A 19,741-nucleotide genomic window follows, 5' to 3' on the forward strand; every position below is an offset into this window, starting at 1 on the left:
GTTTTTTATGAGAAAGGGAACAATTCTGATGATAATAAGTCTGATCACGATGATAGGCATCCCGCTTCTGTTCGCGCTTAAATACGCCGGATAAATGGCAGCCTTATACCTGCTGATTCCGGTCAGCCTGATCCTCGGCGCTATTGCGCTGGGGCTTTTCCTTTACGCGGGCAAAAAAGGGCAGTTTGACGATATTGAAGGTCCTAAGTACCGGATGCTTGATGACGACGAAGACGACAAATAGGAAGTGCGCGCACTGCCTGCTGGATGTTAAGGAAAACTCCGCCGTAAAAATCGAAAAAGACGGAGAAACCCTATACTTCTGCTGTCACGGCTGCCTGAGCGTTTACGGACTGATTCATAACGCGGGACTTGATTCCTTCTACATCCGCCGCACGGACTGGAAAGAGGGCGGGGTGGATTCCGCCCGCATTTCGGATGAGCTTTTTGAGGATGACCTCACTGAAGCGGACGGGGAATGCTCTCTTGATGTGGTGCTTTCCGGTGTCCGCTGCTCCTCCTGCATATGGCTGGTGGAAAACTTCTTCCGCAAGGATGAAAACATAACCTATGTGCGGGTGAACTACGCCACGCACAAGGCGAGAGTGCGCTGGAAAAAAGGCTCACTGAGCCTGAGCGACATGCTGGAGAAGTTCCGCTCTCTCGGCTACCCGCCCATGCCTGCGGGCAAAGGAGGCAGGAACAGCGTCCTTGAGGAGGAGCGCAGGGACTACTTCTACCGCTTCTCCGTCGGTTCGTTCTTCGCCATGAACGTAATGCTCTACACATTCGCCATGTATGCCGGATATTTTCACGGCATGGATGACGGGCTTAAGAAATTTTTCAAGCTTCTCTCATGGGCGCTCGCCACGCCTGTAATGTTCTATTCCGGCTATCCGTTCATAATAAACAGCTTTAAATCTGTCCGAAACCGTGTGCTGAATATGGATGTTCTGGTTTTTCTCGGTTCGTTCAGCTCATATATCTACAGCGTGAGCGCTGTTTTCGGCGATCAGGAAGTCTACTTCGATACCACCTGCATGATAATAACCCTCATTCTTCTGGGGAGATTCATAGAAACCGGAGCCAAGCTCCGCCACAGCGGCGCTGTTACCCGTCTTTTGTCATACCAGCCGCAGACTGTGCGGCTGATAAGGGATTTTGAACCCTCTGCATACGCCGAAGGGAGGCTTGAGGCTGTGCTTATTCCTGTCAAATCGGTGAAAACCGGTGATTTCCTTGAGGTTCTGCCCGGTTCCTCCGTGCCAGCTGACGGACAGGTGATCCACGGTGAGAGTGAGGTGGACGAATCCATGCTCACAGGGGAAGCATCCCCCGTGTTCAAGACCGAAGGAGCAGATGTGTTCGCCGGAACGTCAAACCTCAACGGAAACCTTGTGATAGAATGCTTTCAGGCAGGGAACGGAACTGTTCTCTCCCGTATTGTGAAGGCAGTTGAGGAGGCTCAGGCGGAAAAAGCGCCGATCCAGAATCTTGCGGACAGTCTGGTCGGCTGGTTTGTGCCCGTGATAATCACCATAGCCGCGGGAACCTTCTGCTGGTGGTATTTCCGCTCGGGGAGCGGGCTTGAAGGACTGATGAACGCCGTATCCGTTCTGGTTATTGCCTGTCCGTGCGCCTTGGGGCTTGCCACGCCTCTGGCGGTGATGATCTCCACCACGAAGACAGCCTCCTTCGGCGCACTGGTGCGCAGCGGAGAAGTAATGGAAACACTCAGCCACATAAACTGCTGGTGCTTCGACAAAACCGGAACAATTACCAGAGGCGAGATGAAGGTGGCGGATATTTATGATTTAGGCTCGGGGCGGACGCTGGCTTTGGCTGCGTCTGCGGAGCGTTTTTCATCCCACCTCATATCAAAAGCCGTCACCGACTATTATGACGGTGAATTTCTTCCGGCAGAAAACTTCCGTGAAATCCCCGGGAACGGTGTGGAAGCGGACATAAACGGAAAAAGGGTCAGAGCAGGCAAGCTGAAATTCATCGCCGAGTACGCAGAAGTAACGTCCGAAATGCGGGAGCAGCATGACTATTTCTCCGCAAAAGGGCACACTGTGGCGGCGGTTGCGGAAGAGGACGAACTCATCGGCTTCATTCTTCTTTCCGATTCAGTGCGGGAAGAGGCTGGCTACACTCTGACTGAGCTTATGAAGCGCAGAAACAGGGTGCTTATACTCACAGGCGACAGCCGCAAGGCGGCGGATAAGCTTATCAGCGCACTCGGAGCGGACGGAGTAGAATGTCTGGCTGAGGTCACCCCTTTTGAAAAGGCGGAAACAATCAGAAAGCTCAGGCAGGAGGGCTATAAAGTCGCCATGGTCGGTGACGGCATCAATGACGCTCCGGCGCTCACCGAAGCGGATGCGGGCATAGCCATGGGCAAGGGGACTGATATAGCCATAGAAAGCGCGGACGCTGTGCTGATGCGTGGAGATCTCTCCGTGATCTTAAAGTTAAACAAAACCGCTAAAAAGACATTTACTATCATAAAGGAAAACCTTTTCTGGGCTTTCTCCTATAATTTTATCGCCGTTCCTCTCGCCGTGACAGGTAAGATACACCCCATATTCTCCGCCGCTTTCATGGCGGTGAGCTCTCTGATCGTGGTGTTCAACTCAATGCGGATCAACTCGAAGGACTAAAACCTCACTCCCTGCCAGATGAACCACACTCCCATACAGATAAGCAGAATGAGGCTGAGCAGATTGAAGATTCCTCTCCTGCCCATGATGAAGTTGCCGAAGACTGCGGCGAGCATCATAGCGGTTATAGTGCCTATGCCGAACAGGAACATGGAGAAGGCGCCCTTGGCGGCGTTTGCTGAGGCGGAGGCGGCGATAAGCGCACCGTACACAAGCCCGCAGGGTATGAGCCCCAGAACAAGCCCGCTGCCGAAGGCGGTTTTCGGCTGAATCCTTTTGATCAGGTTCATTATTTTCTCGGCGGCGAATCTGTTTTCCAGCTTGTTCAGCAGGTTATAGCCGAAGAAGGACAGCAGTCCGTAAAGTATGAGGAACACGCCTGCGAATACGGCGGATGTTTTCTGTATACCCGCCATGTTTCCGGCAAGGGTAGCTATATTACCCAGCGCACCCGCCGCCGCACCCATCACAGCGTAAGTGACTGAGCGTCCGAGGTTGTATTTCAGATGGGGCGCATACATCTTGGAGTAGCCTCTGTTTCCGCCCACGAATCTGCCTGAGATATACAGGACGAAGGGGTGGCACATGCCTATACAGTGCCCGAACCCCCCGAAAAAACCGAGTGACAGAAACCCCAGAAGATCAAGGTTCTGCAAGGCTTACTCCTTTTTGTTGGGTATTTTGAAGAAAAATACCTTGGAGCGCTCAGAGCCCTTGTGGGAGAAGGTGAGCTTGCCGAACCAGATTTCCCCGCCCATCATGCACTTGGGTAGAACAGCCGTTGCGGTGTATTTTCCGTCCACCTTGGCGAGGTCATAGGAGTATTCGCCCATGTCCATCTTCATGTTGAATTTGATTTTACCGTTTTCAACAGCAACGGGCGCGCCTTTTTCAGAGAAGGCGAAAGTGAAGCTGATGGGCTGGAAGGCGGCTGTGGGGCGTGACATAGCGGCGGCTATTTCTATACCGTCAACGGTGAAGGTCTTGTCCGCCGTGTAGAGGTCGTTTTCCGCATCAAGGGGGATGACGAAGCGCTCCGCAGCGAAAGCGGCAGAGAACATGCACATAATCATTACCGCAGTTAAGAATGTAATAAATTTTTTCATAGGGAATACCTCCGCAATATTCATATGATATTACTCCTTTTATAGATCGTGTTCAAGCTAATGTGAGCATCAGCCCAACAAATATGATCTGTGCAGAAACTGCACAGAGAAACGGAGAAAAAATGCCAGAGGAGTATTTTCTCTATGATTATTCCGTGCATGTACAGATACTTTATTTCTTGTTATAAATAAGTTATCAGATATAATTTTTTTCCTAAGTAAGCTGTTGCCACATGAAATTCAGTCGTCTATATTTCCTATAAAGCAGATATGAATACGGCTTTCAGGACTTCTCGGGGGAGGAGTCTTCCGCAGACGGCACTGCCCACTCCGCAGGGGGCAGTGCCGCATGGGCGGAACTTTTTCCGCTCTGAATGGTTCATACATAAATACACATGGAGGAAAAATGAAGATTTTGTTTAAATTAATGCTGTTAGGCATTCTTGTTATGTCGGTTGCGGCTTGGAGCTGGGGCGGCAGCAAAACAAAAGAAGCAAAGGCTCAGAACGGCGTGGTCAAAATCGCTCTCAAAGATGTAAACGATGGAAAAGCTCACTATTACCATACAGAAATCAACGGCAAGGACGTCAAGTTCTTTGTTCTCAAAAGCAGTGACGGCGTTATCCGTGCGGCGTTTGATGCCTGTGACGTGTGTTACCGTGAAAAGAAAGGCTATTCCCAGCAGGGTGATTTCATGGTCTGCAACAACTGCGGTATGAAGTTTCACTCCATGAAGATCAATGAGGTTAAGGGCGGCTGCAATCCGTCACCCCTTGCCAGAACGGTGGATAAAAACTTTGTCTATCTCAAGACAACTGATATAGCCGCAGGCTCGATGTACTTCTAGGAAGGCTGATGAATCTTTTTACAATACCTTTAAAGAATTTGCGCCGTAAAGCGCTGCGCACAGCCATGCTGACGCTGGTTTTCTCGGCGGGGATAATCTCTGTTGTGGGGCTTTACTATGTTTCCGCCACAGTTGGAGAGAGTCTGGAGCAGAAGCTCACCGCATACGGAGCAAACATTCTTGTGCGTCCCCATTCCGAAAGTCTGGACGTGAGCTACGGCGGTTTTTCCATGGGAAACCTTTCCTACAATGTTCATAAGCTTAATATGGAAGAGGTGGAGAAGGGAGTGAGAAGCATAGGCTACAGGGAGCGCATAAGCTCTGTCGCCCCCAAGCTTCTGGAAACATCTTCCTTAGACGGCAGAGAGTTTGCCGTGGTAGGGATAAACTGGATAGAAGAGCTTAAAATAAAAAGCTACTGGTATATAGACACCGCCGACCACAAGGCGCACGGGCATGAACCGGCTGAACTTCCCGAAGGCACGGAAATGGTCATGGACGGTCTTGAACAGGGAAGCGAGTTCGGACGCTATGACATAATAGCGGGCAACACCGCTGCGAAGCTTCTCGGGCTTGAAAAAGGCTGGGAGACGGAGATTGAAGGGAAAACCTTCAATGTGGCGGGCGTGCTTGCTCCCATGGGCACGGATGAGGACAAGCTCGTGTTCATGGACATAACAGCTCTTCAGGAACTGAAGAACAAACCCGGCGAAGTGACGTTCGTTGAGGTGTCCGCCCTCTGCTCCGGCTGCCCCATTGACGACATAGTGGCGCAGATCAAGCAGGCTCTGCCTGATGTGGACGTGACGGCGATGCAGAGCGTGGTTAAACAGAGGATGTTCACAGTCAATTTCGTTAAAAACCTTGTGCTTGTGATAAGCGCAGTGATCCTCGTCATAGCGTGCTTCATGCTCGCCGTGTTCATGATGGCATCGGTGGCGGAGCGCAGGAGTGAGATAGGCATACTCCGCTCAATGGGCTATTCAAGATTCAAGATATTCTGCCTGTTCAGCTTTGAATCGCTGGTAATAGGCGCCGCGTCAGGCATAGCCGGCTTCGGCGCGGGATATTTCACAGCGGTGAAGATCCTTGAAAAGATGGAGCTTACGGACGGCGCTTCGGTGCATTTTGAGCCTGCTCACCTGCTTCTCAGTGTGGGCGTTGTCTGCCTTGTTTCTGTGGCAGCATCGGTTATTCCGGCTCTTAAGGCTGCCAGAACCGAACCGGCAAGCGCCATTATAAGGCTGTAGGTGAAATGATGCTTAAGGTAAATGATATATATAAAAGCTACAACGGCAGCGGAGTCGTTACTCCTGTATTGAGAGGGGTTTCCCTTGAAGTGGGCAGAGGCGAGTTCGTTTGCCTTCTGGGGCGTTCCGGCTCGGGTAAAAGCACTCTGCTTAACATAATGTCCTCCCTCCTTGATGCGGACAAAGGTGATATAGTGTACATGGAGAAGCCTTTCAGAGGCATGAAGCGCTGCGAGACAGACCGCTTCCGCAGGGAAGAAGCGGCTATGATATTCCAGTTTCATCACCTCATGCCCTATATGACCGCCTTTGAGAACGTAATGCTTCCGTTTCTTTCGGGTATCAGACCAGCAGGGAAGGAGCAGAAAGCAAGTGCGTATGAAGCCCTAGCCAAGGTCGGGCTGGAGGGCAAGGAGAAGCGTCTCCCCTCGCAGCTTTCCGGCGGCGAGCAGCAGAGAGTGGCAATAGCCAGAGCCATAGTCGGCAAGCCTGCGATCCTCTTTGCGGACGAGCCCACGGGCAGTCTGGACAAGGCGAACGGGGACGCCGTTATGCGGATACTCAGCGGGCTGAACAAGGAAGGGCTGACTGTAGTCATGGTGACTCACCAGAGAGATTATGCGGAATATGCCCACAAGGTTGTGGAGCTTTCCGACGGGAATGTAGATAAAATAACTGTTAAATCAGCATAAAAGCATGGCTGCCATCATGGCGGCCTTTTATTTTCTAATAGTTTATAAGTATTAAAAAATTTAGTTTTCTAATCAAAAAAGCTCATATCCCTTGGAAACTTCACTATTGAGATGTAAAATAAAAGTAAACATACAAGCATACATCGGAGTTTTTAATGCGTGAGGAAATCAGAAGGGTTAGGCTTTATTCAGTGCTGCTTGTCTGCATCTGGACCGGTCTTATGGCTGTGCTCTGGTTTCTTCAGTTTCTGGAGATACATAACTCCACCAAGAGGATCGCCGCGATAATGGCGGAATCCGCCTTCACAAAGGATGAGCTTTACAGAAGGTGGAACACCAGCCACGGCGGAGTTTATGTTCCCGTCAGCGAAAGCACCAAGCCTAATCCTTACCTCAGCCATGTTCAGGACAGGGATATTATTACAGACTCTGGGAAAAAGCTTACGCTGATGAATCCTGCGTATATGAGCAGGCAGGTCTTTGAAATGGCTCAGGATACAGATGTCATACAGACGCATCTCACCAGCGATATTCTCATAAATCCTGTCAATAAACCGGATACATGGGAGAAGCTTGCTCTTGCAAAGCTTTACGGAGGCGCACAGGAATACGTCTCTGTGGACAGCATAAACGGTGAGGAATATCTGCGTTTCATGCGCCCTTTTATCACAGTTGAAGGATGCCTGAAGTGTCACGCTGTTCAAGGCTATAAAGTCGGCGAGATAAGAGGCGGGATAAGTGTGAGCGTGCCACTGACAAGGCTTGCTTTTATTGAGAATAATGAAGTGATTCTCGCTTCGCTGACACACGTATTTATCTGGGCTGTGGGGCTCATGGTTCTTGCCGTGGGTTATAGGAGAATTTACGGTATGATGTACGAACTGGCTGAAAACAAAGATAAACTTCAAGATATGAACGAGCAGAAAACGACGATCCTCTCCTCCACCGGAGAGGCTATTCTCGGCGTGGACAGCGCTGGGGTTATTGTTTTTGTGAACCCTGTTGTTGAGCAGATTACCGGATATTCAAGAGAAGAGCTTCTGGGCAGACCTCACTCTGTCCTCCACCGTATGGACAAGCAGGAAGAAGGCTCTGACGAATCCGGCTGTTTTGTATACCAAACCATTCAGGACGGCGAGAGGAGAAAGGAAGAGCAGGTTTTCAGCCGTAAGGACGGAACCTGCATCAATGTGGCGGTTTTGGCAGCCCCCATCAAAAAAGCCGGCAGGGTTCAGGGCGCGGTGGTTTCCTATTATGATATAACCGAGCAGATAAAAAACAGAGAGACCATAAAGCGCTCTCTGAATGAAAAGGAGATTCTGCTTAAGGAGATACACCACAGAGTTAAGAACAACCTCCAGATAATAAGCAGTTTTTTAAGCCTCCAGAAGGAAGCCAGCGGCTCAAAGGAAACAGAAGACGCACTTGGCGAGGCGGAGAGCAGGGTCATGGCAATGGCTCTTCTGCATCAGTCTCTCTACCGTTCGGAAGATATGTCGGTGGTCAGGCTGGATACTTATTTCCACAGCCTGCTTGACAACATGCGCAAAAACATGAAGTGCATTCCCGTGGAGATTAAAGAGGATGTTGAGCCAGTTTCTCTGATGATAGACACGATAATGTGCTGCGGGCTGATAGTGAACGAGCTGGTGACGAACAGTATTAAATATGCCTTTACCGCCGAGAGTGAGAGCCCTGAGATAGTCTTCTCATTCAGAACCGAAGGAGAGCTCTGTATAATGACTGTCAGAGACAACGGCAGAGGTTACCCTGAAGGGTTTGATATAAATTCTCTGGAAACCTTGGGTCTGCCCATTGTTGTCAACCTTGTAAAACAACTCGGCGGGGAGCATACCTGCGGAAATGACGGCGGAGCATGGTTCAGGGTTTCATTCAAAATATAATATTCAGCCGGAACAGTTTCTTTTCTTTTCTCTTCATGTTAATAATTGTATTGATGCCGCTGCGTTCGCCTGCTTTTGCAGAGTCGGGCTGATGGCAGGTTAATGAAGTTGATATTGCAGATTGATGAGATTGCTTCACTAACGTTCGCAATGACAGTAAATTATGTCACTGTGAGGAGCAGGGCTCCGCAGCAGTCTCTGCTTTACAGACCGCGAGCGTGTATCTCAAATTTTTACGGATGGTAAATTTTGAATAATATAAATGGATGGTAAATTTGGAATAATCATGCACAACACTCCCATGGAAGGGGGTGCGCCGTGCGTAGCGAAGGTCTGTTTTACAGACCGCGAGCGTGTATTCAAAATTTCCATGGATGGTAAATTTTGAATAATATAAATGGATGGTAAATTTGGAATAATCATGCACAACACCCCCATGGAAGGGGGTGCGCCGTGCGTAGCGAAGGTTTGTTTTACAGACCGCGAGCGTGTATCTCAAATTTTTACGGATGGTAAATTTTGAATAATCATGCACAACACTCCCATGGAAGGGGGTGCGCCGTGCGTAGCGAAGGTCTGTTTTACAGACCGCGAGCGTGTATTCAAAATTTCCATGGATGGTAAATTTTGAATAATATAATAGGAGCTGACAATGAGAATCTACATACGTCTTTTCTCTTTTATAATAATTCCGGTTATGTGCTTGACACTGCTGATGTTTTTTTCTTATCAGCGGCAGCTTCTCGCAAATGCCGAAGATGAGCTCATCCACGAGCTTAAAAACAAATGGGAGATAATAAACGCATCGGGCGTTCTCGAACTCCCTCCCCATGAATCCCGTGCGAGGCTTGAATCCATAAGTCTCGCCACGCCTCTGAGAATAACTCTGATCAGTTCCGAAGGTGTGGTTATCGATGATTCTTACGTTGCGGCAGATTCCGTTCCGGATATTGAAAACCATAAATCCCGACCGGAAATTCAGGATGCTTTTACAGAAGGCGAAGGAGTGGAGAAGCGTTTCAGCGCAACCACCGGACAGAGAATGATTTACTACGCAAAAGAGCTTAAGGAAGGCGGCAATGTTCTCCGCATAGCTTACCCCATGCTTTATGTGGAAAGCCTGAAGAAGAAGATGAAGGAGCAGGCATACGCAACGTTCTTCGGTCTGTTTGCCGTGCTGTTCGCGGTTCTGTGGTTCATAAGCCTGAGAGTCAGCAGACCCGTGGTGAAGATAAGCAGGATAGTTGAGGATATAGAAAGCGGCAGACCGCCCTTGTTTCCCATATTTAAAAGCAGGCTCATGGACAAGGTGGCAGGGCTGATTTACCGCACTTACAACGCACTGGAGAAGCAGAAGCATACGCTTGAGGCGGAAAAGAAAAAACTGAACGGTCTTGTAAATCTTCTTGAAGAGGGAATAATCAAGCTGGATGAAAACGGCAGGGTTGAGCTTGCCAACAAAAGAGCTGAAAAGATACTCGGCTGCTCCCTCCGGTACGGGGACGATGTTCTGGGCAGGGTCACGGACAGAGACGCCATAGTGCTGGCGAAGGAGATCCTCTCCTATGAAGCGGACTGCACAAAGGTCTACGAACTCCAGAATAAGGTTTATGAAATCTATGTGCGCTTCATGGAGGGCTCAAGAATTATAGTGCTCACGGATATAACAGACAGCGAGCGCTACAGCACTTACAAAAGCGAGCTCATAACAAACATCTCTCACGAGCTGAAGACCCCGCTGGCGCTTGTCATGGGGTATGCGGAAACACTTATGGAGCACCCCGACATGAAGCCGGAGGACAGAGAAAAATTCCTCGGCAAGGTCTACAAAGGCACAATGCAGCTTAATCAGCTTATTAATGATGTTATAGAGCTTCACAGATACGAGTCCTCATCAGAGGAAGATATTGAGGTCGGAGAGGAGACGGAACCCGCTGAATACGCGGAGGAGATCAGGGAGTATTACTCCGATAAATTCGCACCCGGGATAAGGATTACCGCCGAAGGGGTGCCTGTGAAAATAAACAGGGCGCACCTGAGCAGTCTGGTGACAAACCTGATTGAGAACGCAGTCTCCTATTCCGGCGGGGATTATATTGAGGTGAGAATGCTCAGCACGGTGGACGAGTTCAGCCTTGACGTTGAGGACGGCGGTCCCGCCATACCCGCAGAGGAGAGGGAGCGGATCTTCGAGCGTTTCTACACCGTTTCCAAATCACGCAATAAGAATATATCAAGCACCGGACTGGGGCTCTCCATAGTGAAGCACATATGCAGGCTGTACAGAGGCGGAATAAGCCATGAAACAAACAGCAGGGGCGGCAACTCCTTCAAAGTGCGCATTACTCAGCCGGAATAAACGCCGTTTCCGGGGAGACTTAAAAAAGCTCTCCCCGTAATACGCTCAATGAGGGTTGGCTACGGGGGCGTTTTCGCCCGCCATAAGCACCTGAGCGATGTTGAAAGTATGGTCGCCTATTTTCTCAAGGCAGTTGAGTATATCAACGTAAATAAGTCCGGCGTCTATGGTGCATTCCCCTGCGTTGAGCCTTTTAACATGGTTCTTCTTAAAGCGTTTTCTAAGGCTGTCTATTATGTCTTCATCTTCCGTGTCTATTTTTGATGTGCCGTTCATGTAGCTGTTCATGGTGTGCGTGTAGAATCTTTCCACAACATCATAAATGTTTTTCAGCTCTTCATTGGCTTCGGGGGTGAAGACGATCTGTTTCTTTTTGATTTTTTTAATTGAGTTGTAGATACTTTCGGAATAGTCGCCTATTTTTTCCAGATTATGAACGACATGGTGCATTCTGTTGATCTGGTTTGCGGAGTTCTGGCTGATATTTTTCATGGACAGCTTAACAAGGAAAGCAGAAATCTCCTTATCGAACGTGTCCAGATACCCCTCAAGGGTTTTAACATCCGCAAGCCCTGACTCATCCCCATCGACAAGATATTTTCTTGTAGCCACCACCATGCTTTCCGCATAGCCGGACATGCGCATAAGCTCCTTTTTTGCCTGCTCAACGGCTATGGCAGGTGTGCTCATTATATTGTCGCTGAGGCGCACCATCCTGTTTTCATCCGGCTTGTCCGGCTTGATGATAACTTCGCAGAGTCTGGCAAGGTAATGTATAAACGGCAAAAACACGAGCATGTTGATCAGGTTGAACATTGTATGAAGGTTCGCTATGTGGCGGGCGATATAAGGTTTGGAGCCGTCTGATGCCACAAAATCAGCGTCATGGGGAGTCATAATATTTACGAAATCCACCAGATAACGGAGTAAGAACAGCATGTAAACAACGCCTATGAAGTTGAGCAGAAAGTGACCGAAGGCAGCCTGCTTCGCCGTGCGGTTTGTGCCTATAGCGGCGAGATTTGCGGTGATTGTCGTACCTATGTTCTCTCCGAGAACAAGGGCGCAGGCGCCGTAAAAGTCTATGAGTCCTGTGGTGGCAAGTGCTATTGTTATACCTATCGTGGCTGAGGAGCTCTGAACGATTACTGTGAGAAGCGCCCCCGCAGTGACTGCCAGAATGGGGTTGCTGGAGAAGAATACGAACATATCTCTGAAACCGTCTGTTTTGCGCAGAGGCACGAAGCCGTCTTTCATTATCTCCATTCCTATGAAAAGCATTCCGAAGCCGAGGAGAATCTCGCCCCAGTACTGCTTGGTTACGTCCTTGGAGAACATTTTCATCATCATGCCTATGGCTATGGCGGGGAGCGCGAACGCCTCAATATCAAAAGCGATGAGCTGCGCTGTGACGGTCGTTCCGAGGTTTGCCCCCAGAACAACGCTGAGAGCCTGTGTGAGGTTCATCAGACCTGCGTTGACAAACCCCACCACCATTACGGTTGTGGCGGAGGAGCTTTGTATGACGGCGGTAACCGCCAGCCCGACAAATGTTCCTACAAATCTGTTGCTGGTGAGCTTTTCGAGGGCTTTTTTAAGCCCCTGTCCCGCGGATTTCTGAAGTGCTTCGGACATGAGCTTCATGCCGAAAATGAAAAGACCGAGACCGCCGAACAGTCCCGCGATCAGGTTAAACCAGTCTGATGACGTCACAAGATTCTCCTTTGGATGACAAAAATCTGACAGGAATATAACTGAATCCTGACAAATTTGACAACCTTAACATGAAGGGAGAATCAAAGTTTTTTAAGGAAACCGCCTAACGAACTGATGGTAATAAAGGCTTTATTTACTTGCCCAGTACGCTGACGAGCATGAAGCTTTCTGCTTCGTTAAATGGTGTGCCTGCAAAATCGCCGTAGTGGACACAGGATGAAAAACCTGCCTTAACTGCCGCTTCTGAAAGCTCTGTATGGGTGAGCGGATAAAGCATTACGGATGATGAGTATGCCTGCCCGCCTGCGGTGAGCGAACCGATGAACTCTATTCTGCCGTCCGTGTACCTGTATTCTCTTTTGAAGCGTACACCTTCCGTTTCGATAAGCGGAAGCTCAGCCGGACGCTTTTCAAGTATTCCGGCGTAGTTCAGGATCTGGATTACTGCTGTGCCGCCGTCTTTCAGCGAGCGGGCAAACCCGCTGAGGATGCTGCGTGCGTCTTCAGCGTCTGTGCAGTGGGCTAGGGTGTTGCCTATGCAGTATACAAGGGAGAACCTGCCCGAGAAGCTTTCCGGCAGGCGGCGCATGTCTCCGGCGGATATGTTTATGCGATACTTCATCAGCTCCGGCACATACTCAATCCCTTCGGCTTCGCAGCCTTCCTCATGGAACCTTTTTACGTAGGCGCCGGTGGCGCAGCCCACGTCCAGCACGCTTGTTCCGGCATATTTTCTGAGGAAGCCGAAGGTGGTTTCGGAAAAGGGGAAAACCTCATCGTAGGCTTTTGCGAGTATGCGGTAGAACTCCATTTATCTCTCCTAGAACATTATGCGCAGTTCGGCGCTGCCTGTTGCTCCGCCGCTGATTTTTTTGTCGCGGAGAACTTCATCGTCATCATCCAGAATATAGTATCTGGCGCTGGTGATCATCCCTGCGGAGAGAACAAGCTTGGCGTATTCGTAAATATCTTTCTCCGCCTCAAGGCTGACGGAGGCTATGCGTATTTTGAGCTCGGAATCCTCAGGATAATCTCTCCCGAGATAGTATGTGTCCGTGTCATTTGAGTATACCAGAGAAGTTCTGAAATCCCTGCTCCAGTGGTATGTTCCCTTCACTTTGCCCTGTCCCAGAACGGAGAGCGAGGCCTCAAAGCTTACCTTCTCCGCCGGTTTCCACTTAATCATATTAAGCGAACCCGCCAGAATATAAAGGTTTGGGGCGGTGTAGGAATAGCCGAAGGCTGGCAGAATGTACATGTCGTCCAGAAGTTCTTTATTGGAGGCGACCAATCCGAGATAAAATTTATGCGGTCCGCTTTCGTAAACGTTTTTTGCAGCCATAATTCCGGCGAAATAACCGTCCGACTCTTCAAACGGCTCATCGGTTGATACTCCTGCTTTCAGGTTGAACAGGTATTCGGGTCCTGTTATATCAATCCCCAGCGCAGCCTGCGTAAGGGTATCGGGCATGAAGCCTGCCGCGTCGCTGAAATCGGTCATTTTATAATCCGCAGAGAGCTTGAGCTTATGGTTATTCGGTATATCGATTGTTTCGGAAACCTCCGCCCCGTAATACACGGCTCCCAGATCATCAGGGCTTGTGAAGCCGCCTTTGAAGCCGATTTCAGCGGCGGAAACAGGAAGCGTTAAAAAGCATAACAAAAAAGCTGCTGCGTATTTCATGAATTATTCTCCTTTTCCGGGTTTGTCATAAGTCTGAATATATTATATTATTTTATGCGGCATTTGTTGTTAATTTTACAGCTGCAATATTATTTAACAAAATAAGGACAAGGACGGCGGACAATAATTCACTTAAATGAGAGGCTGTCATGACTAAATGTGTGCTTATAACAGGCGGAGCGGGCGGCATAGGTCTCGGGTGCGCCCTGTATTTCGCTGATAAGGGCTGGTCTGTTTTCATCGCTGACATAAACGGGGAAGCCGGCAGGGACGCGGCGCAGAAGATCGGCGGCGCGGATTTCGCCTTGACGGATGTTGCCTCGGAGGAGAGCGTGAAAGCCTGCGTTGAAAAATGCGTTCTCAGATTCGGGCGGATTGACGCCCTGATAAATAACGCAGGAATAGCGGATCCCTTTACGGAGCCGCTTGAGAAGCTCAGCCTTGAGCGCTGGAGCAGGATAATAAGCGTTAATCTCACGGGAGCCTTCCTTATGACCAAGCACTGCGCCGCGCACCTCAGAAGGGCAAACGGAGGCATAATCAACATGGCTTCCACAAGGGCTTTTCAGTCGGAGAAAAATTCAGAGAGCTACGCCGCGTCAAAGGGCGGTCTCTTGTCATTTACCCATGCCTCGGCAGTGAGTCTGGGACCTGATGTGAGGGTGAACTGCATATGCCCGGGATGGATAAATGTTTCCGGTTATCAGACATCGGAAAGGGATCACTCGCAGCACCCCGCCGGAAGAGTGGGAAAGGCGGAGGATATAGCGTCTCTGGCGTATTATCTGGTTTCGGATGAGGCGAAGTTCATCACGGGACAGAGCTTCACAGCGGACGGCGGCATGACCGTTAAGATGGTATACGTGGACTAGTCGATAAGCTCTTTTTCCGGTCTGCCTATGTGATAGCCCTGAGCATAGTCCACGCCGAGACTGGCTGCCGCCTTCAGAAGCTCTTCGCTGCTTATGAACTCGGCTATGGTTTTCAGCCCTGTCTGGCGGGCAAAGGTCACAATGGAGCGGACTATCTCCGTCGCTCTCTCGTCCTCAAGCACGTGTCTCATTATGCCCGCGTCTATCTTAACATAATCGGCGTTCAGCTTAATGAGATACTCAAAGTTGGAGTAGCCCGAACCGAAGTCGTCAATGGCTATTTTCACGCCCTGATTCTTGAGTTCCTTCAGTAGGGTGAGAACCTCCTCGAATGCCTGAAGCTCCTCAGTCTCAACTATTTCGATCACAAGCCTGTTCAGCACATCGTGGCTCTTGGCGTAAGTGAGCAGGTATTCCATGGTCTCGTCATTCATCAGGTCTTCTATGGTGAGGTTAATGGAAAACTCATGGGGCAGGTTTTTGAACTTCTGCACGGATTTTTCTATTATGATCAACGTAAGGCGGGGATATATCCTTGTTTTCTTACTTATATCCATGAAGTCGCCCGGAGTGAGTATTCTGCCGTTTTCATCCTCAGCCCGCATGAGGCATTCGTATTTTTCTATCCTGCCGCTTGCTATGTTGTATATCGGCTGAAAGACAGGAAAAACTCCGTCATTCCTGATTGCCGCGTATATGCTTTTCAACACCGCTATGTCTTTTCCGTAACTCGCCGCCATCTGGCTGTCGGCGGGGTCATATATGAAGAAGTCGGTATTTTTGACCTTGGCGTTGTTAAGCGCCATATCCGCATAGGCTAGAACATCCTTGCTGCCTTGAGCTATGCCGCTTCTCAGGGTTACGGGTATCTCCTCACCGTCTGTTTTCACCCCGGTGGAGGCTATGCTGTACTGAACATCTCTGATGTCGTTCATGAAACGCTCAATATCCGTTCCGTCCGCCAGAACGGCGAAGGTGTCGGCGTTGACACGGTAGAAAGAGTAAGGCTTTCTGCTGAGCCTGCGAAAAATACCGGAGCCCACCTCACGTATTACCGCGTCCCCTGTCTTGTTTCCGTAGTGGTCGTTTATGGCGCTGAAACGGTCAATGTCGAGGAGCCCCAGAACAGGAACAGCTGTTTTTTCTATATCAGCCAGAAGCTTCATTCTGCTGCCGAGGCTGGTGAGCACATCCGTATTGAATATGTTTTCAAGCTTGTCTCTGTTTTCCATGAGCTCGGTTATGTCATGCCCTGAGGAGATGTATTCGATTATGCTGCCGTTTTCATCCTTAAGCGGAACAATGGTAGCGCTTTTGTAGTAGCTTGTGCCGTCCGCCTTTTTATTTTTCAGCACACCGTGCCATACCTTTCCGCTGCTGATTGTTTCCCACATTTTACGGAAGGTTTCCCTTGGTGTGGCGGGATGGCGCTCAACGTTGTGGGATTTGCCCATAACATCCTCTTTGGCGTAAAGAGTGGTGGAGCAGAACTTATCGTTGACGTAGTTTATCCGCCCTTGCAGGTCTGTCTTCGAGACGATGGACGAAGCGTCCAGAACAAGCTTGTACTGCTCCAGCATGTTCATTTCACGCAGGCGGCTTCTCTCTATTTTACGGATATATATATTGATATATATGCTGATCAGCGCCGTTATCAGGATGATGATGCCGAGAACGGCGGCAATCCTTATGATGTCATTGTAGAAAATACCCTTCAGCTCGCTTCTTTCCCTGTCGAGATAGGAATTAAAGTCGCTGGAGTAAAACCCTGTCGCCAGTATCCAGTTCCAGTCCGGAATTTTTGCGATGAAGGTGATCTTTTCCTCCGGCTCCTTCCCCTTAGGGGCTTCCCAGCGGTAGGAGACGTATGCCGAGCTCTCTGTCTTCAAGGCGGATGAAAACAGACCGCCGAGGTTTTTGCCGCTTGTATCAGCTATATCAAAAGTGCTCCTGTTTTCAAGCTCCTTCATTACAGGGTGCATGAGAATCCTGTAGTTCTCGTCCATGATGAAGAAATAGCCGTAGTCGTTGTAGCCGAATCGTTCTTCTCTTAAAAGTTCCAGAATGTATTTTTTCAGTCCGGCGTCCTGATATTCGGTGTATGAGGCGGCTGCCACAAATAGCCCCAGCTCCGGCACTGCCTTTGCGAAGGCTATTTTCGGGTACAGGTCGTTTTGGTCTGAAAAGGGTTTAGACCAGTCGTAGGAGCCGAAGGTTTCGTTTTTCTCCCTGAGATCCGTAAGAAATTTTTCCAGTCCGCCGTTGCCTTCCACCGCATCCTGTATCTTTGTGCCTGTGAGAGCCTTGTTTCCGCCGTGGAAAATAAACCTGCCGCTGCGGTCAAAAACGAAGCAGTAGCCTGTTCCGCTGTCCCATTTTATGCTGTCCAGCGTCTGCGTGATTAAGGAGGCGGGGGCATCGACAGCGTATAGATTCTTTAAGATTTCCTCTGTGTTTTCAGCCCTGTTTTTCAGAAAGTCTTTTATCGCTTCCTGCCGCATGAGCCGCATGATCTCAATTTTTGCCGCTGCGCTGCGGATCTCGGTCTTTATGTTCGCTTTCTGGGTTGCGATAAAGCGCTCGCGTATGTTTTCAGCGCGGGCTTCAAACTCCTTTTCCGCTTCATAAAATATAAAATAGCTTATAAGACATATAAACGACACAGAGATAAACAGCACATTAAGCATATTAAGTGTTGGAACAGAGACCTTCGGCTTGCGGTTTATCATATAAAATTACCTGTATCAGCGGATTCTAAAGGATTATAGCCTAAATCGCCTCTTTTTCAATCAATAAAGCGGGGTGTAATACATAGTAAATCTATAGGTTTTATCTTGACAAAAGAAAAATATGGTTTATGCTTGAAATATGCTTATCCAGAGCGGCTGAGGGACGGGCCCGATGAAGCCGCAGCAACCCTGCGCACGAAGGCGCAAAGGTGCTAACTCCCGCCCTTCATATTTTCAGGGGCAGATAGGCGGAGAAAATTCTCCGGTTATAGAAACTCCAAGCCCCCTGATCGTTTACCTGCGGTCAGGGTTTTTTTATAGCCGAATTATTCTCCCATCCGCATCCCCCGGCGTATCCAGAGGAGGACACTATGCCGCACAGACAGGAAACCATAGCCGTAAGAGGGGGCTATAAACCCGAAGAGCACAACGGTTCTATCACTGTTCCCATCTACCAGACGAACGCTTATCAGTTCAGGGATATTGAGCATGCCAGAAATCTGTTTGATCTCAAGGAGTTCGGGCATATATACACTCGGATCACCAACCCGACGACGGCAGTTCTGGAGGAAAGGCTCTGCCTGCTTGAGGGGGGAGTGCACGCAGTGGTTACGTCATCCGGTCACTTTGCGGAGTTCGCCGCGATCAGCGTTATCGCAGGCGCAGGGGATGAAATAGTCTCCTCATCCAGACTCTACGGCGGCTCGGTGAACCTGTTTACCTATTTCCTCGGTAACCTCGGCGTTAAGGTGAATATTGTTGATCAGTATGACCTTGCCGCAGTGGAAAACGCCATAAACGAAAAAACAAAGGCTCTTTTCATAGAAACCATAAGCAACCCCTCATGCGACATAGCGGACTTGGAGGCGTGGAGCGCAATCGCCAAAAAGCACAGGCTGCCTCTTATTGTTGACAGCACGCAGGCTACACCGCTTCTCTGCCGTCCGAAGGATTTCGGGGCGGATATAGTTATCCACTCGCTGACCAAATACATAGGCGGACACGCCAACTCAATGGGCGGAGTCGTGATCGACCTCGGAACATTCGACTGGGCAGGCTCCGGCAGGTTCCCGTCATTTACCGAGCCGAACCCCAGCTACCACGGAATTGTATTCGCTGAAGCCTTCGGAGCGGCAGCATTCGGCGTGAAAGTGCGTGTTGAGGCTCTGAGGGATGCCGGCGGCTGCCTCTCGCCTCAGAACTCGTTTTATATACTTCAGGGTATCGAGACTCTTCATCTGAGGATCAAGGCTCATTCTGAAAACGCTCTTGCTCTCGCCCTGTTTTTGCGGGCTCATGAAAAGGTTGAGTGGGTGAACTACCCTGCGCTTCCCGACAGCCCCAACAAGGCAAGGGCGGATAAATATCTGAAAGGATACGGTTCAGGAGTGCTGAGCTTCGGAGTGAAAGGCGGTTTGGACGCTGCCGTAACGGTTATTGAGGCGCTTAAGATAGCTAACCATGTGGCGAATTTCGCCGATGTGCGGACCCTCGTCACTCACCCCGCAAGCACCAGCCACAGACAGCTTACCAGCGAAGGCAGGAAAGCCGCAGGCTCACCCGACGAGCTTATCCGTGTTTCAGTAGGCATCGAACACATCGAAGACATCAAGGAAGACTTTGCCCAAGCTTTGGCGCAGATATAAAAAACGCTCCCAAGGATGGGAGTGCGCCGTGCGAAGCGAAGGCGGGTTTATCCCGCCGCGAGCGTGTATAAAAAATTCCCATGGAGGGAGAATTTTTTATAGTTAAGACAGAGCAGGTATAAAAAACGCTCCCAAGGATGGGAGTGCGCCGTGCGAAGCGAAGGCGGGTTTATCCCGCCGCGAGCGTGTATAAAAAATTCCCACGGAAGGAGAATTTTTTATAGTTAAGACAGATGGGAGTGCGCCGTGCGAAGCGAAGGCGGGTTTATCCCG

General features: G+C 49.7%; 15 protein-coding genes and 1 riboswitch. Of the genes, 9 read left to right on the plus strand and 6 right to left on the minus strand.

Features of this window, described 5'->3' with window-relative positions; all coding sequences use genetic code 11:
• The first annotated feature begins 94 nt into the window (after positions 1-94).
• Positions 95-244, plus strand: a complete 150-nt coding sequence (gene ccoS, locus EP073_RS03385; protein ID WP_128465765.1) for a cbb3-type cytochrome oxidase assembly protein CcoS — start codon at positions 95-97, stop codon at positions 242-244.
• The gene (locus EP073_RS03390) at positions 222-2,663 is read left to right on the plus strand and encodes a heavy metal translocating P-type ATPase (RefSeq protein WP_128465766.1); all 2,442 of its coding nucleotides are present in this window, start codon (positions 222-224) and stop codon (positions 2,661-2,663) included. Before ccoS ends, EP073_RS03390 begins: the two co-directional genes overlap by 23 nt.
• On the opposite strand, the gene EP073_RS03395 is transcribed toward EP073_RS03390, so the two are convergent.
• The gene (locus tag EP073_RS03395; RefSeq protein WP_128465767.1) at positions 2,660-3,319 is read right to left on the minus strand and encodes a sulfite exporter TauE/SafE family protein; all 660 of its coding nucleotides are present in this window, start codon (positions 3,317-3,319) and stop codon (positions 2,660-2,662) included. The two genes, EP073_RS03390 and EP073_RS03395, sit on opposite strands and share 4 nt — an antisense overlap.
• 3 nt (positions 3,320-3,322) lie before the next feature.
• Positions 3,323-3,769, minus strand: a complete 447-nt coding sequence (locus tag EP073_RS03400; RefSeq protein ID WP_128465768.1) for a hypothetical protein — start codon at positions 3,767-3,769, stop codon at positions 3,323-3,325.
• A gap of 406 nt (positions 3,770-4,175) precedes the next feature.
• Here EP073_RS03400 and EP073_RS03405 point away from each other — a divergent pair, with 406 nt between their 5' ends.
• The 5 genes from EP073_RS03405 (at position 4,176) to EP073_RS03425 (ending at position 10,821) form a co-directional block, all read left to right on the plus strand.
• Complete coding sequence (locus EP073_RS03405) at positions 4,176-4,616, plus strand: DUF2318 domain-containing protein (RefSeq protein WP_128465769.1); 441 nt, start codon at positions 4,176-4,178, stop codon at positions 4,614-4,616.
• A gap of 8 nt (positions 4,617-4,624) precedes the next feature.
• Positions 4,625-5,866, plus strand: coding sequence for an ABC transporter permease (locus tag EP073_RS03410; protein WP_128465770.1), 1,242 nt, complete (start codon positions 4,625-4,627; stop codon positions 5,864-5,866).
• A 5-nt stretch (positions 5,867-5,871) separates the two neighbouring features.
• The gene (locus tag EP073_RS03415) at positions 5,872-6,558 is read left to right on the plus strand and encodes an ABC transporter ATP-binding protein (protein ID WP_128465771.1); all 687 of its coding nucleotides are present in this window, start codon (positions 5,872-5,874) and stop codon (positions 6,556-6,558) included.
• 155 nt (positions 6,559-6,713) lie between these two features.
• Positions 6,714-8,462 carry a histidine kinase dimerization/phosphoacceptor domain -containing protein gene (locus EP073_RS03420; protein WP_128465772.1) on the plus strand — a complete coding sequence of 583 codons (1,749 nt, stop codon included), beginning with the start codon at positions 6,714-6,716 and terminating at the stop codon, positions 8,460-8,462.
• 652 nt (positions 8,463-9,114) lie between these two features.
• Positions 9,115-10,821 (plus strand): sensor histidine kinase, encoded by a 1,707-nt coding sequence (locus EP073_RS03425; protein WP_128465773.1) that lies wholly within the window; start codon positions 9,115-9,117, stop codon positions 10,819-10,821.
• Positions 10,822-10,866: 45 nt separating this feature from the next.
• Here the strand turns inward: EP073_RS03425 and EP073_RS03430 are convergent, their stop codons facing one another.
• The 3 genes from EP073_RS03430 to EP073_RS03440 form a co-directional block, all read right to left on the minus strand.
• Complete coding sequence (locus tag EP073_RS03430; RefSeq protein ID WP_128465774.1) at positions 10,867-12,534, minus strand: Na/Pi cotransporter family protein; 1,668 nt, start codon at positions 12,532-12,534, stop codon at positions 10,867-10,869.
• Between the two features lie 136 nt (positions 12,535-12,670).
• Positions 12,671-13,348 carry a class I SAM-dependent methyltransferase gene (locus tag EP073_RS03435; RefSeq protein ID WP_128465775.1) on the minus strand — a complete coding sequence of 226 codons (678 nt, stop codon included), beginning with the start codon at positions 13,346-13,348 and terminating at the stop codon, positions 12,671-12,673.
• A 9-nt stretch (positions 13,349-13,357) separates the two neighbouring features.
• Positions 13,358-14,221, minus strand: a complete 864-nt coding sequence (locus EP073_RS03440; protein ID WP_128465776.1) for a hypothetical protein — start codon at positions 14,219-14,221, stop codon at positions 13,358-13,360.
• 149 nt (positions 14,222-14,370) lie between these two features.
• Between EP073_RS03440 and EP073_RS03445 the strand changes: the two genes are divergently transcribed.
• The gene (locus tag EP073_RS03445; protein ID WP_128465777.1) at positions 14,371-15,093 is read left to right on the plus strand and encodes an SDR family oxidoreductase; all 723 of its coding nucleotides are present in this window, start codon (positions 14,371-14,373) and stop codon (positions 15,091-15,093) included.
• Here the strand turns inward: EP073_RS03445 and EP073_RS03450 are convergent.
• Positions 15,090-17,822: an EAL domain-containing protein gene (locus EP073_RS03450; RefSeq protein WP_128465778.1), complete on the minus strand. Its 2,733-nt coding sequence runs from the start codon at positions 17,820-17,822 to the stop codon at positions 15,090-15,092. The genes EP073_RS03445 and EP073_RS03450 overlap by 4 nt on opposite strands.
• A 140-nt stretch (positions 17,823-17,962) precedes the next feature.
• Positions 17,963-18,073, plus strand: a riboswitch (SAM riboswitch).
• A gap of 120 nt (positions 18,074-18,193) precedes the next feature.
• Here EP073_RS03450 and EP073_RS03455 point away from each other — a divergent pair.
• The gene (locus EP073_RS03455) at positions 18,194-19,468 is read left to right on the plus strand and encodes an O-acetylhomoserine aminocarboxypropyltransferase/cysteine synthase family protein (protein ID WP_128465779.1); all 1,275 of its coding nucleotides are present in this window, start codon (positions 18,194-18,196) and stop codon (positions 19,466-19,468) included.
• Positions 19,469-19,741 lie beyond the last annotated feature (273 nt).

Source organism: Geovibrio thiophilus, from assembly GCF_004087915.1.
Lineage (GTDB): Bacteria > Chrysiogenota > Deferribacteres > Deferribacterales > Geovibrionaceae > Geovibrio > Geovibrio thiophilus.